Origin of the sequence: Vibrio sp. 14N.309.X.WAT.E.F5 (assembly GCF_030397615.1) — a bacterium.
Classification (GTDB): domain Bacteria; phylum Pseudomonadota; class Gammaproteobacteria; order Enterobacterales; family Vibrionaceae; genus Vibrio; species Vibrio lentus.
Genome location: NZ_JAPNXR010000028.1, coordinates 12,084 through 25,958 on the forward strand (window position 1 = coordinate 12,084; position 13,875 = coordinate 25,958).

At 45.0% G+C, this 13,875-nt stretch carries 13 protein-coding genes; 4 read left to right on the plus strand and 9 right to left on the minus strand.

Going from position 1 to position 13,875, the window contains the following annotated elements; translation table 11 throughout:
- Positions 1-27: 27 nt before the first annotated feature.
- The 5 genes from menC to OW495_RS21595 all read right to left on the minus strand — a co-directional run bounded on the left by menC (position 28) and on the right by OW495_RS21595 (position 5,918).
- Positions 28-1,035, minus strand: coding sequence for an o-succinylbenzoate synthase (gene menC, locus OW495_RS21575; protein ID WP_289888291.1), 1,008 nt, complete (start codon positions 1,033-1,035; stop codon positions 28-30).
- A 75-nt stretch (positions 1,036-1,110) separates the two neighbouring features.
- Positions 1,111-1,977 carry a 1,4-dihydroxy-2-naphthoyl-CoA synthase gene (gene menB, locus OW495_RS21580; RefSeq protein ID WP_010439547.1) on the minus strand — a complete coding sequence of 289 codons (867 nt, stop codon included), beginning with the start codon at positions 1,975-1,977 and terminating at the stop codon, positions 1,111-1,113.
- A gap of 102 nt (positions 1,978-2,079) precedes the next feature.
- A complete protein-coding gene (gene menH / locus OW495_RS21585) occupies positions 2,080-2,880 on the minus strand; it encodes a 2-succinyl-6-hydroxy-2,4-cyclohexadiene-1-carboxylate synthase (protein ID WP_017110064.1) in 801 nt (266 codons plus the stop codon).
- Positions 2,881-2,889: 9 nt separating this feature from the next.
- Positions 2,890-4,614 (minus strand): 2-succinyl-5-enolpyruvyl-6-hydroxy-3-cyclohexene-1-carboxylic-acid synthase, encoded by a 1,725-nt coding sequence (menD, locus tag OW495_RS21590; protein WP_289888300.1) that lies wholly within the window; start codon positions 4,612-4,614, stop codon positions 2,890-2,892.
- Positions 4,611-5,918, minus strand: a complete 1,308-nt coding sequence (locus OW495_RS21595) for an isochorismate synthase MenF (RefSeq protein WP_102249859.1) — start codon at positions 5,916-5,918, stop codon at positions 4,611-4,613. The genes menD and OW495_RS21595 overlap by 4 nt, the downstream gene beginning before the upstream one ends.
- A 296-nt stretch (positions 5,919-6,214) precedes the next feature.
- On the opposite strand from OW495_RS21595, the gene OW495_RS21600 reads away from it, so the two are divergent.
- The 3 genes from OW495_RS21600 (at position 6,215) to OW495_RS21610 (ending at position 9,775) form a co-directional block, all read left to right on the plus strand.
- Positions 6,215-7,447, plus strand: coding sequence for a pyridoxal phosphate-dependent aminotransferase (locus OW495_RS21600; RefSeq protein ID WP_017110067.1), 1,233 nt, complete (start codon positions 6,215-6,217; stop codon positions 7,445-7,447).
- A gap of 344 nt (positions 7,448-7,791) precedes the next feature.
- Positions 7,792-8,376: a 5'-deoxynucleotidase gene (yfbR, locus tag OW495_RS21605; RefSeq protein ID WP_065104861.1), complete on the plus strand. Its 585-nt coding sequence runs from the start codon at positions 7,792-7,794 to the stop codon at positions 8,374-8,376.
- A 55-nt stretch (positions 8,377-8,431) separates the two neighbouring features.
- Positions 8,432-9,775, plus strand: a complete 1,344-nt coding sequence (locus OW495_RS21610) for an anti-phage deoxyguanosine triphosphatase (RefSeq protein WP_289888305.1) — start codon at positions 8,432-8,434, stop codon at positions 9,773-9,775.
- A 26-nt stretch (positions 9,776-9,801) separates the two neighbouring features.
- Here OW495_RS21610 and OW495_RS21615 read toward each other — a convergent pair whose 3' ends face one another.
- Positions 9,802-10,401 carry a DTW domain-containing protein gene (locus OW495_RS21615; protein WP_289888306.1) on the minus strand — a complete coding sequence of 200 codons (600 nt, stop codon included), beginning with the start codon at positions 10,399-10,401 and terminating at the stop codon, positions 9,802-9,804.
- Between the two features lie 9 nt (positions 10,402-10,410).
- Between OW495_RS21615 and rrtA the strand changes: the two genes are divergently transcribed.
- Positions 10,411-10,959 carry a rhombosortase gene (gene rrtA, locus OW495_RS21620; protein ID WP_289888308.1) on the plus strand — a complete coding sequence of 183 codons (549 nt, stop codon included), beginning with the start codon at positions 10,411-10,413 and terminating at the stop codon, positions 10,957-10,959.
- Here the strand turns inward: rrtA and OW495_RS21625 are convergent.
- The 3 genes from OW495_RS21625 to OW495_RS21635 form a co-directional block, all read right to left on the minus strand.
- Entirely contained in the window at positions 10,950-11,249 is a 300-nt protein-coding gene (locus OW495_RS21625; protein WP_102249863.1) for a ComEA family DNA-binding protein, read from the minus strand. The genes rrtA and OW495_RS21625 overlap by 10 nt on opposite strands.
- A 225-nt stretch (positions 11,250-11,474) precedes the next feature.
- Positions 11,475-13,340, minus strand: a complete 1,866-nt coding sequence (gene ppiD / locus OW495_RS21630) for a peptidylprolyl isomerase (protein ID WP_289888309.1) — start codon at positions 13,338-13,340, stop codon at positions 11,475-11,477.
- Positions 13,341-13,560: 220 nt separating this feature from the next.
- The gene (locus OW495_RS21635; protein ID WP_012604504.1) at positions 13,561-13,854 is read right to left on the minus strand and encodes an HU family DNA-binding protein; all 294 of its coding nucleotides are present in this window, start codon (positions 13,852-13,854) and stop codon (positions 13,561-13,563) included.
- Between the last annotated feature and the right edge of the window lie 21 nt (positions 13,855-13,875).

The window sequence follows — 13,875 nt, forward strand, 5'->3', positions numbered from 1 at the left end:
AACGGTCTAAGCCAATCGAACGCCAGCCTAAGAAGACCAAATTAATTGTTGCTGTTCAAGCGTTGAAACTGGAAGCTGACAACCCGGCCAAGAGACTTCTAGCTGTTGCTGATACAAGCCAATAGTATCAAGCCCTGGAACTTCATTAGGCAAGTACTGTTGTGCCAATCGAGCAATCTGAGTTAAGCCAAGGCTAGACTCTATGCTTGAGCTTAGTACAGGTTTAATACCAAGTTGTTGCGCGCGTTCAATGATAGCAACACAACGCTCTACTGAACCAATCAAGGTTGGTTTAATCACTACCGCTTTAACACCCGTAAGATCGCTGAGATTAAACTCAGAACTTCGCACCGCTTCTTGTAGTGTCTCATCCCACGCAATCGCCACACCGTGGTCAATAGCAAAAGCTAAGCTGTCTTCTGGCTTCTGACAAGGCTCTTCAATAAAGCTAATACGTTGACGCAGTGAAGGCGAAATGTACTTGATGAACTGCTTGGCTTTTTCTGGCTTCCACGCACGGTTAGCATCAAGCCTTAGGCTCAAATCAGGGATCGACTCAAGGAATAAGCTGACCAGCATGCCATCACGAATCGCTTCGTAGAGGCCGACTTTTACTTTGGCGACCTTCTCGCCTTTCATCTCATTCAGCACAGGGATCAATTCATCTGGATCTCCTGTACACAACGGTGCCGCTTGGTAGTTACCTTCAGCGTTGAGCTCGCCTCGTAATTCCATCATCGCCATCGAAAAACCGAAGGCAACAGAAGGATATAACTCATCAAAAGGCGTTTGAGGGTTATTGTGGCTCCAAAGCTCTAATTCGTGTTGCAGCTGAATGCCAGCTTGTTCGGTATCTTCTTGACTAAAACCTGGCAGAGGCGCAACTTCGCCAAAACCAGTTTTACCATCACACTCAAGTTGGATGATATAGCCAACGCGTTCGTTCAACTTATTGTCACGAAGAATCACACCACTATCCATAGGCAATTGATAACGGTAGAGTTTAGCGTGACGCTGAGAATTCACTGAGTTCATAAAGTTTCCTAAAAAACGGGGAACATCAAAACAAAACGAGCCGCTATTAGCGACTCATTTTAAAGAAGATAAAGACTATGGGTTACGCGGGAATTTGTCGAAATCAGGTCGACGCTTCTCGTTAAATGCGTTTCGGCCTTCTTGGCCTTCTTCTGTCATGTAGAACATCATAGTTGCGTTACCCGCCAACTCTTGAAGACCAGCTTGGCCGTCACAGTCAGCGTTTAGTGCGGCTTTCAAGCAACGCAGCGCCATTGGGCTGTGTTGAAGAACCTCACGACACCAACGAACCGTTTCTTTTTCTAGATCAGCAACTGGTACAACTGTGTTTACTAGACCCATGTCCAATGCTTCTTGAGCATCGTAGAAACGACACAAGAACCAGATTTCACGCGCTTTCTTTTGACCAACGATACGAGCCATGTAAGAAGCACCCCAACCGCCATCGAATGAACCTACTTTAGGGCCGGTCTGACCGAACTGAGCGTTTTCAGCTGCAATAGTAAGGTCTGCCATCATGTGAAGAACATGACCGCCACCGACTGCCCAACCCGATACCGCTGCGATAACCGGTTTTGGACAAGTTCGAATTTGACGTTGGAAATCAAGCACGTTCAGGTGATGTGTACCTGAATCATCCTGATAGCCGCCGTAGTCACCACGGATACTTTGGTCACCACCAGAACAGAACGCCTTCTCACCAAGACCCGTCAAAATGATTACGCCAACCTTCTCGTCATAACGAGCATCAGCCAGTGCATTGATCATCTCTTTTACGGTTTGTGGACGGAACGCATTGTGGACTTGAGGACGAGCAATCGTGATTTTCGCAATACCGTCGTCAGACTTGTGGTACTGAATATCTTCAAATTGACTGCTTTCATCGCGCCAGTTAACTGCTGCGTAAAGTTCTTCTTCTGTGATGCCTACTGTTTTAGCCATGGTGATTCCCATTGTTCTATTAGAGACCACGACTAACGAATAGTCGTGACGGTGTTGCTCTGCTTTTGATAGTGCTTGATACGAGAGAACCGCTCAGTCAGTTTAACGACGACTGGCGATACATTGGATGATCAGATTGGAAAACAACTCTGGTTGCTCAAAATGAACATTATGACCAGCGTAATCAACCTGACTATATTCAAAGCCACTATTCTCAGCTAGCTCCATGAATTTACGATCTTTTTCACCACACACATAATGCAATTGATGCTCATGAGATTTCAATGTGGCACGTAAATCCGGTTGCTTAGCTAACGAAGTAGATAACAACATATTTGCTACGGATACTCCAAGGTTACCACTACGCTTTATGACCAAAGTTTGTCTTTGCTCATGATTTAGTGAAGAAAAGACGCTTTGTTGATACCAATCGTCTAAAACATCTTCAATCGACTGCTGCGCAAAGCGGACAGCCCATTGCGTATCATGTACTAACCTTTGTGCTCGTTCTTCATCACGCTCCAAACCAAAGTTGCCACCTTCAATAATGACTTTCTCAAGATTGAGCGTTTCGAAGCAAGGGCTTGTCACCCCATACATGGCAAGCCTGCCCCCCATAGAGTAGCCAATCACCACGATAGGGTAATCCGCAGGAAGATCGTTGAGAGCAAGTTGAGAAGTGATGCACTGAACGATTTTCTTGCAGCAATGATCAAAGCCTACCGGATCGATAAAGCGACTTTGTCCGTGCCCGGGCAAATCTATGCAAAGACGAGGAAAATCCTCTAGATATGGATGACATGCGCTCCAATCATCCCCGCTTCCGAGTAAACCATGTAGAAAAACAAGCAAAGGTTTGTCAGAAGATTCTTGTACAGCTGGGTAATAATTGGAGTAAAGCATGTAAAGTCCTTAGGCTAATGCCTCGGTGAGCATTGAGCTGAATTGTTTCAGCAAAGTAGACGCTTGTTCGGGAGGCGTCTTAACTTCAACGAGCAAGGTACCCTGACCTTGTTCGAAATGTTGTTCGATAATCGTTTGATAGCAATTCAAAGTTTCTGGCGCCGCATAACCAAGCTGGAATTGCGCAGCGGCATGTTCAAAACCGAAACCATGGGGCATTTGATATAGAGATTGTTTTTGTTGCTCAGGAACAGGCAACAAGTCAAAGATCGCACCGCCATCATTGTTGGTCACAACAATCACCATCGGCGTTACATTGTGAGTCAGCAGAGCCAGTGAGTTGAGGTCGTAAAGCAAAGAGGTATCGCCAATCAACATTATCAAGGGGTTTTGGTTGGCTTTCACCACACCCGCAGCCGTTGCTACCAAGCCATCAATGCCCGATGCGCCACGATTACTGTAAACTTGATTTGCAGATATTGATGACAGCATATCCACCAGCCTTACCATCAAGCTGTTTCCCACAAACAACTCTCTGCCTTTAAGTCTAGTCGACAAGTCAACTGCAACGCTCAACTCGGTCAGTTGGTCATTATTGGATATTTGCGCCAATGCCAATTGTTGAACCGTATTCGCGATTTCGACCAAAGGTGCTGCCCAACCTGCATGTTGACCTAACAAGGTGGGTAAATGCTGTTCTGACACCCATGACTCGATATCAGCAACGATATGGGTTTGAGGCAGATGATCTTGGTTTATACGATGTGCATCCGGTGAAACCACTACGTATTGCGTGCAATCAAACGATGCTGCTTGTGACTTTATCCAATGATTAAGGCGCTTAGAAACAATGCGCTCACCGAACTGAAGGATGAAATCACATTGGTTGAGTTGCGCTTTAGCTACGTCACTCTGCATCCACAGATCATAATGCTTCCAATCGCTTGTGACACCTGATTGAGGATCGCAAAAAACTGGCCAGCCTAATGCCGTTGCAAACTGCTGAGCTTTTGTCGCTTGTTCAATATAGAGCGAACCGAGAATAACCACACCCTTACGTCCAAGATACTCACCTAGAGCAATCGGTTGTGTATTCACTTGATTAGGTAAAAACGTTTGGCTGTAACAACCTGTTCCCGACTTCCATCCAGAGATACTGGATGTGTATTCCGCATACATTTCCGCGCTATTCGCAGAATATAGAGGCTCTGGGAACGGACAGTTGATATGAATCGCACCACCAACATTGCGTTGTTTCGCCAGTGCGTTATCAACCGATGTCAGAAGCCAATTCAATGAAATCTGTGTGGTTGGGCTGGGTAGATTTAAAGCACTTTCAACATGGGAAGAAAAGATGCCTTGCTGTTGAATCGCTTGATTAGCGCCACAGTCGACTAAATCGATAGGTCGATCAGAGGTCAGCAAAATCAGCTTCTCTCGTGTCAGTCCAGATTCAGCCGTCGCAGGAAGAAGGTTTGCAACAGCAGTACCAGAGGTGACAATCACAGCAACTGGCTTATCGCTGGCTTTTGCTAAACCTAACGCAAGAAAACCAAGCCCGCGCTCATCAAAGTGCATGTGCAGCGTCAGTTTTGGATTGGCTTCGGCTTCGAGTGTTAACGGCGTTGAGCGCGAGCCTGGCGCGACACAAACATGTTCAACACCACTCCGGGCTAGCTCTTCAAGTAACGTGTGACACCAAACTCTGTTTAATACGGCTTGGTCGTGATTCATGACGCCACACCCAGAGGTGGGTGATCTGAAATTAAGCTGAGCAGAGTCGACATTTTCTTATTCAACTCTTGCCACTCATGTTCAGCAACCGATCCCGGCACGATCCCGGCACCCGCAAACAGTTGTACTTGATCGTTTACAATCAAGGCACTTCGAATCGCGACACAGAATTCAGCGCGTTGATGGCTAATATAGCCAACAGAGCCTGCGTACCAACCTCTCGCAAACGGTTCATGTTCAAGTATGAAATCCATCGCTTCTTTACGAGGCAGTCCCGCAACGGCAGCTGTTGGCTGTAATGAAGCCAGTAGCTGGACACCATTAACACCAGTATTGAGTTGAGCATGAATATTACGCTTAAGATGCTGCACCTTACGCAAACGCACAAGTCGCGCCTCTTTTTCAACGTGTACCGTTTGAGAATGAGGAGTGAGACGCTCAATGATATCGTCAACCACATATTGGTTTTCATTGAGATTTTTACTGTCTTGAGAAAGCCAGTTGGCTAACTCCATATCTTCTGTCGCGTTTTCTCCGCGACCAATGGTTCCCGCTAGCGCTTCAGTATTAAGCTCAGTGCCATATCGACTGTACAAACGTTCTGGCGTTGAGCCAATAAAGCTGTGTTTGGAATCCAATACCAACATAAAGTGAAAGCTGTGATGGTTTTGCAGGTAGCTGGCCTTGAGCAACTGAGCCGCGCAGATTGGCGCATCCAATTGCAATGTGGTTCTACGAGCTAACACGACTTTCTTATATTCTTCATCGCTGATGCCCTGAAGCACTTTATCGACCAGATTGCCCCACTGCTCTCGTTCTGGAACGTGGTTAATTTGTTCAATGTGCGCCGACAAGGGTGCCAATATCGCCGCTTCTACAGAAAGCTTATTCAAAGCATTAATGGAAGCAACGCGATCAGGGGACAAATTAACCGCCAGCGACCAAGTGTCGTCAAAGCGAATTAATTCAACCTGAGGAAGAAAGAAAAATGATTCCATGCAACGACGGTTCTTTGCGGTATGTCCGTCAAATGAACGTCCACCCCAAATTCGTTGGTCTTCACCAAGAATGGCATACGCGGGAGCAGGATCGGAGAAAGTATGCAGTTGACCGAGCGCGACCACTTCTTCACGAGTGTCGCGTGACTGCCAATAGAACTTTGGAAAGAGCGGTTGAGCATGAAGCCATTCTATAAATGCAAACGATGGTTTTTGCGTTAGAACTTCAACACAACGAACTTCACTTGCTTGGGCATTTTGTACTCGCTCAATCAAAGCGGAGATAGTTTGCTGGAAATGTGACAAATCGACCTCGTTCACATCTAAATTATTATTATATTAGTTTGATACTTTATGGGCAGTACCCACTTAGATCAAGAATGTACTATATCTTTTGAACATTCCTGTGATTCTAAGCGATCCAACCTCTTTATTCATCTTAGCCAATAACAAAGAAAGCGATTAATTAAAATTTAGAAAAGAGTGACAACAAAAAGACCAAACGTGACACTGAAATGCGACATTCATCAGATTTTTATTCTATCAAACCCCGTTTTGCGGTACTTTAATAAAGTATTTAAATTAATTTCAGGAAATCGGCAATGCAAAATATCGGGATGTCGTCAAAACTCAACAGCGTATGCTACGAAATCAGGGGACCTGTACTCAAACATGCTAAGCGCATGGAAGAAGAAGGGCATAAAATACTGAAGCTTAATATCGGTAACCCCGCCCCATTTGGTTTTGACGCCCCTGATGAAATCCTTGTTGATGTAATCCGTAACCTACCGACATCTCAAGGTTACTGTGACTCAAAAGGCATCTATTCAGCCCGCAAAGCGGTTGTTCAGCACTACCAGAAAAAAGGCCTACGTAACCTTGATGTAGAAGACGTTTACATTGGTAACGGCGCATCAGAGCTTATCGTTATGTCTATGCAGGCGCTACTGGATAATGGTGATGAAATCTTAGTTCCCGCTCCGGACTACCCACTATGGACAGCGTCTGTTGCGCTTTCTGGTGGCACACCGGTTCACTACATGTGCGATGAAGATGCTGATTGGTATCCAGATCTAGACGACATGCGTGCGAAGATCTCACCAAAAACGCGCGGCATCGTTCTTATCAACCCGAACAACCCAACGGGTGCGGTATACAGTCGTGATTTCCTATTACAGGTTGTTGAGATTGCTCGTGAACACGGTTTGATCATCTTCGCTGATGAAATCTACGACAAAGTACTTTACGACGGTGCAGTACATACTTCAGTTGCAACGCTTGCTGAAGATGTATTAATGGTCACGTTCAATGGTCTGTCTAAGGCTTACCGTGTATGTGGTTTCCGTGGTGGCTGGATGTTCTTAACGGGTCCGAAACACATTGCGAAAGGCTATGTCGAAGGGCTAGAAATGCTCGCCTCGATGCGTTTGTGTGCCAACGTACCAATGCAGCACGCCATCCAAACGGCACTGGGTGGTTATCAGAGTATAAACGAACTGATTCTTCCTGGTGGTCGACTGCTTGAGCAACGTGACCGTGCATGGGAACTGATCAACAAGATCCCTGGCGTTTCTTGTGTGAAACCAAAAGGTGCGATGTACCTGTTCCCTAAGATCGACACCAACATGTACAACATCAAAGACGATCAGAAATTCGTACTCGACTTCCTTAAGCAAGAGAAAGTGTTATTGGTTCAAGGTACTGGCTTCAACTGGCCGAAACCGGATCACTTCCGCATCGTGACTCTGCCGCACATCGAAGATCTAGAAATCGCGATTGGTCGCCTAGAGCGCTTCTTACAGACTTACAGCCAAGATGAGCTCACAGTCGATTAATTAACGCAAAAAGTTATGACTACAATTTACTGTTTTAAAAGACTTTAACTTGTAATCAATCACTTCTATGCTTAAAAGGCTCCTGTTTGGGAGCCTTTTTTGTATCCGCTGTCTCGTATCCCTGTGCAAACACAAGATACGAGTGGAGAATTGTTTATACCAATCACAGTAAGTAAGTGATCAGAAATAGCGCAGGAAAAAAGCTTGAGAACAAGGCAGCTCTTTTCGACAAGCAGCTTCGATAAGTAGTTATTCTACAATCAAAAATTCTAACAAAGTTATCGAGTTTTTTAACAAGCTAGGATGACCAGTTATTTACTACGATTGGTACTATAAGGACTCTTATGAAACAAAGCCATTTCTTTGCCCATCTTGCCCGTATGAAGCTGATTCAACGCTGGCCCCTGATGCGTTCAATCTCAAGCGAGAATATTTCAGAACATAGCCTGCAGGTGGCTTTCGTCGCACATGCCTTGGCATTAATTAAAAATAAGAAGTTTGATGGTCAGCTCAACCCCGAACACATTGCGCTACTTGGTATGTATCACGATACTAGTGAAGTGCTAACAGGTGATTTGCCAACTCCGGTTAAATACTACAACCCAGACATCGCCCAAGAGTACAAGAAGATAGAAGCCGCAGCAGAACAAAGACTGCTTTCAATGCTACCGGAAGAATTCCAAGACGATTTCGCGCCCTTCTTAATATCCGGAACAGCAAACAAAGAAGAACAAAGCATCGTCAAGCAAGCCGACACTATCTGTGCTTACCTCAAATGCTTGGAAGAACTCAGCGCGGGAAACCATGAATACGAACAGGCCAAACGCAGGCTTGAAGAGACACTATCACAACGCAAAAGCCCGGAGATGGATTACTTTCTGACGACATTTGCACCCAGTTTCGAATTATCACTAGACGAAATCAGCTAGCTAGGTATAAGTTGAGTGTAATTATCTAAATAAAATCAATTTGATAGGTGCTATTTTGACTTCTCCAATCGAACCACCATTTGTACTCGAGCAAGAATGGCAAGATCGAAACAACGATGAGCATAAGATCAGAAGAGACGATCACCGTAGCCCATATCAACGCGATCGTGCTCGCGTGCTTCACTCAGCTGCATTCCGTCGTTTACAGGCCAAGACACAAGTGCATGGCACCACGGTGAATGATTTTCACCGTACCCGCTTAACCCACTCACTAGAAGCTGCTCAGCTTGGTACGGGGATTGTCGCTCAGCTAAAGAAAAAACAGCCTGAGTTTCGTGATTTGTTGCCTTCAGACAGTTTGATCGATTCATTGTGTCTTGCTCACGACATTGGCCACCCACCTTATGGGCACGGTGGTGAAGTCGCACTCAACTACATGATGCGCGACCACGGCGGCTTTGAGGGCAATGCTCAAACGTTTCGCATTGTCACACAGCTAGAACCCTACACTGAACATCACGGGATGAACCTGTCTCGACGAACTCTGTTAGGTCTGATTAAGTACCCTTCTCTGCTTAGTGAAGTTCAAGCTAAATTGCAGTCTGAACCCGTTAAGCATCAACGACAACTCCGAGCTAAAGATTGGATGCCAGCAAAAGGCATCTACGATCATGATGAAGAACTGTTTAACTGGGTACTGGAGCCGCTTTCAAGTAGCGACCAACAGCTTCTAAAACAGAAAAGAAAATCACACACCGAACCACTTGAGCACAACAGAACCAAATACAAATCTCTCGACTGTTCGATCATGGAACTGGCCGATGATATCGCTTATGGGGTACATGATTTGGAAGATGCGATTGTGCTTGGCTCGGTAACCAAAGCACAATGGGTTGAATCGGCTTATCCTCAATTGAAAGAGGTGGCTGATCCTTGGATCTGTGAGCATTTAGATTCGATTACTGAAATGCTTTTTTCGGGAGAGCAATATCGTAGAAAAGATGCGATAGGTGGGATAGTTAACGCACTACTCACCAGTATTTCTATCAAGCCCGTTGATACAGAATTTGAGAACGTGCTGCTGGCTTATAACGCTTTTCTTGAGCCGAGTATGGATGCGACGTTGGATAGGCTTAAGCGCTTTGTCAGTGAATTTGTAATCCAAGTCCCACAGGTTCAAGTGATTGAATATAAGGGTCAGCAGATCATCATGGACATGTTTGAAGCATTCAGTGCCGATCCCGAACGTTTGTTGCCACTGCCAATCAAGAAACAATGGCTGCAGCATGAAGATGAATCAAGAAAGATGCGCGTGATAGCGGATTACATTTCATCGATGACCGATGATCTTGCGCAGAAAATGCATCAGCAACTGTTCTCGGCGCATACCGAGTTTTAATTCCTGACTCACTTTACTAAAACGGCTTAATCTAAGTAGTTTTTCTCAAACACGCCGGGCGGCATTTGATTGATTTGAAACTGAATCATTTGGTCAAATGCCGTTAGCAAAGGGCTAAAGTCGACGTCATTTTCTAACAAGCTAAGCAAATGATAGCCAGCTTCAACGGTTGAAAGACTGTTTTCACTTGGCGCTTTGCGGATCCGGTAATTACCTTTAAGGTCTTTGGGTAAATGAACGGTTTGTAGCGCGTGCAAGTTACTCGATACCTGCCACATTTTGAACGCTTTCTTCCATGTGCCGTCTAATAAAATCACACGCAGTTTTTTACGTGGGCAGGTTGCAGACTCAACAGAAACAGAATGTTCGCTAGGGTACAAAATCACGTGTTGATACTGCTCATCAGCCAGCAACTCGTTAAGTTGTGTATTCTCTGAAAAGTCTTCACCCACAAGCGTCACACTGTTTTTTAGAGACAACGAGAGAATACGCGCTGTTCCCATTGGGCGATGCTCTTCTGATGGATGCTGAAGAATGATAAGCTCAACGTTCGATTCTAGTGGCGTAACCCACTGACATATACAAGCTTTTAAAGCCTTGCTGCATTGGCGGCAATAACGAGACATGGATTTAATGTGTACCCTGTTTTAATTTTCACTTCACTTTTATGCGTCTTATTCCAACTAGAGCCTGTGCAGGCTTGGGTAGTTTGGGATAAAAATGCGATCGCCGATGGGCAATGGTGGCGGATCCTAACAGGAAACTTTTCACATACCAACTACTCGCACCTACTGATGAATCTAGCCGGCTTATGGATCATCAGTTATCTGTTTCAACCCAATAAAAAACAACTGCTCAGCGCATTGCTTTTCATTAGTTTAGTCACTGGATTCGCTCTGTTGCTGTCGAGTATTCAAATCTATGTTGGCTTATCGGGAACTTTGCATGGACTGTTTGGTTTATTCGCGCTCAGAGAGGCGCTAAACGGCAGGAATTCTAGTTGGCTGTTGGTGTTCGGATTAATCGCTAAGATAGCGTGGGAGCAGTTTGTTGGCCCTTCTAGCACGACTGGCGAACTGATTAATGCTCGTGTCGCCATTGAAGCCCACCTAGCAGGAGCATTGACTGGAGGCTTCATGGCTGTCGTTTTATTTACAACGAATAGAAAAACGAATCAAAGCTGAATTCTTTCACGGTTCTTTTCGACCGTGGCTTCACCTATCCCTTTCACGTTAACCAAACTGTCAGCGGTGGCAAACTCACCGTTCTTCTCTCTGTAATCAACAATCTCTTTTGCTTTCTTATCGCCCACACCGACTAATAAGGCTGATAGCTCTTCTGCTGTCGCTGTGTTGATGTTTACCGTGATTTCAATTCCATCGTATAGCTCAGCTTTAGTTGGGCTATCAGCAAGCACTGCAGAGCTCAGGGTAATAAGAAATGAAAGAAGTAGTGTTGAATATATCGCGCGCATAAACCGTTCCTTTGTACAAAAAAGGTAACTTATGTATTTGCCGCTGCAGATAACACAAACGCCAGATAAAAATAAAGCGGGTCACCGAAGTGACCCGCTTTGTTATACATCTTGTTTTCATCAGCTTGTTCGTTGGCTCACAAATCTGAATTGGAGCTTAACAACCATATGTTGATTCTCAGTAGTAAACTCTAACTTGAGCTTGCTACTGAGCTAATCAAACGCTTACTGACCTTGACCCACTACGTAGTATTCAACGTCTGCATTTTTGCGCAGTACGTTTAATACGTTAGTTAGATCTTGTTGGTTACCAACTCGCTCTAACTGAGCACCGATTTGAGAACTGTAAGCTGGGTTGATTTCAGCCGTCACTTTAGAAAGCTCAACAACGACGATGTTACCGTCTTGGTCTTTAGATTGACCAAATACCGCTTGGCCTTCTTCTGGTTTCGCTAGTGCGAATACAGAAGCGGCAAGTGGAGAGTTACGGTCAATCGTTTCAAGTTCAGTGAACTCAAGGTTATTGTCTGAAAGTACCGCTTCGTTACCTTGCTTAAGTTCGTTAACAAGAGATACACCAAGCTCAACCGCTTGTTGCTCTGCTTGTACCGCAGACAGTGCAGCGACAACTTGATCTTTCACTTCAGCTAGAGGAAGAACTGTTTCGTCACGAGTCTCTTCTACACGAACAACAATCACGTGCTCAGGTGCAACTTCGATAACTTCAGAGTTCAGGCCGTCTTCTTTCACTTCAGGGCTCAAGATAGCTTGCATTACTGCAGGCGTCATCAGAACTTCTGGAGCGTCAGCTTGAGAGATGAAATCAGTCGTCGTGATTTTCGCGTTGATAGCTTCAGCAGAGTCGTCTAGAGAATCTGGGAATTCAAACGCTACTTTTTCAAGTTCAGTTTGTTGCTCGTAGAACTGATCAACTGCGTGTTGGTCTAGAAGCTCTGTCTTAATCTCTGCCGCTACTTCAGTGTAAGGCTGAGCTTGAGATGCTTTTAGTTCGTCTAGCTTGATAATGTGGTAGCCGAAATCAGATTTAACTAGGCCAGTCGTATCGCCAATATTCTCAAGAGCGAAAGCCGCGTCTTCGAATGCTGGGTCCATAACATCACGTTCAATCCAACCTAGGTCACCGCCAACATCTGCACTACCGAAGTCATCAGATTTCTCTTCTGCTAACGTAGCAAAATCAGCGCCTGCATTTAGCTCGTCTAGGATAGACTGAGCTTTCGCTTCGTCATCGCCTTGAACTAGGATGTGGCTAACTTTACGTTGCTCTTCAGTTGAGTACTTGTCTAAGTGCTCTTGGTAGTATTTCTGAGCTTCTTCATCGCTAACTTCAAGCTGAGACTTAAGTGCTTCAGCAGAAAGTTCAATGTAAGACACCTTAGCTTGCTCTGGACGAGTGTAAGCTGCTGGGTTCTCTTGGTAGTACTGTTCGATCTGTTCGTCAGTTAACTCGATGTCTTTCGCTAAGTCAGCAACAGAAAGAGTCACAGTACGAATGTCACGAGTTTGAGCAATAAGCTTGCTTTGCGTATCGATCTCACCTTGAAGAACGAATTCGCTGCCTTGTAGGGCAGTAACAAGCTGGTTGCGCATTAGATCACGACGCATGTATTCAGCGAAGCTTTCTGCGCTGAAACCTGCACGACGTAATGCCGATTGGTAAACTTCTTGGTCGAATTGACCAGCCGTTTGGAATTGAGGCATTTCTAGAATCATTGTACGGATTTGAGTATCACTGATTCGTAGACCTAAAGACTCAGCTTGCTGTTCAAGTAGAACGTCATTGATCATGCGATCAAGAACTGATTTACGGAAAGACTCTACGTATGCAGGGTCTGCAAGCATTTGGGCAAAGTAATCGCCTAGTTGAGACTGCATGCGATTACGTTCGTTTTGGTAAGCCTGTTCGAACTCACCACGAGCGATTTCTGTATTGCCAACTTTAGCTGCTGCGTTGTTACCGCCACCGGTGATGTAGCTGCCTACACCTGCGAATACGAATGACAGGATAATCAACCCAAGGATAATTTTTACCGCGATGCTATTCACGCCTTCGCGTAATCGATCCATCATAATTTAAGTGCTCTCCGGATATGAAGCATTGGCTTCAAAATAAAAATCTATTCACGCGATATTATCAGAAAAAGAAATGCGCATCAGTAGGATGCGCATAATTTAAATAAGTTCAATGTGCTTTGCACACATACTGTCTAAGAATGAAACATCATTTTTCAAACAGTAAACGCATTTTACTGCCTTCCCCTCTTAAAACTCGAGGTTTCAGCAGTGAAAATTAGTTACATGCGTCTTTAAGTGCTTTACCCGCTTTGAAGCCAGGTACTTTAGCTTCTGCGATTTGGATCTCTTCACCAGTTTTTGGGTTACGACCTGTACGAGCAGCACGAGTACGAACACTGAAAGTACCAAAGCCAACAAGTGCAACTTGGTCACCAGATTGTAGCGTTGTGCCAACTGCTTCGATGAATGCGTCTAGAGCGCGGCCAGCTGAAGCTTTAGAGATGTCTGCGTTTTCTGCGATTGATTCTACTAGTTGTGTTTTATTCACTGTTTTTCCCCTATGTGTCATCTGTGACTACTTCTCGATGAC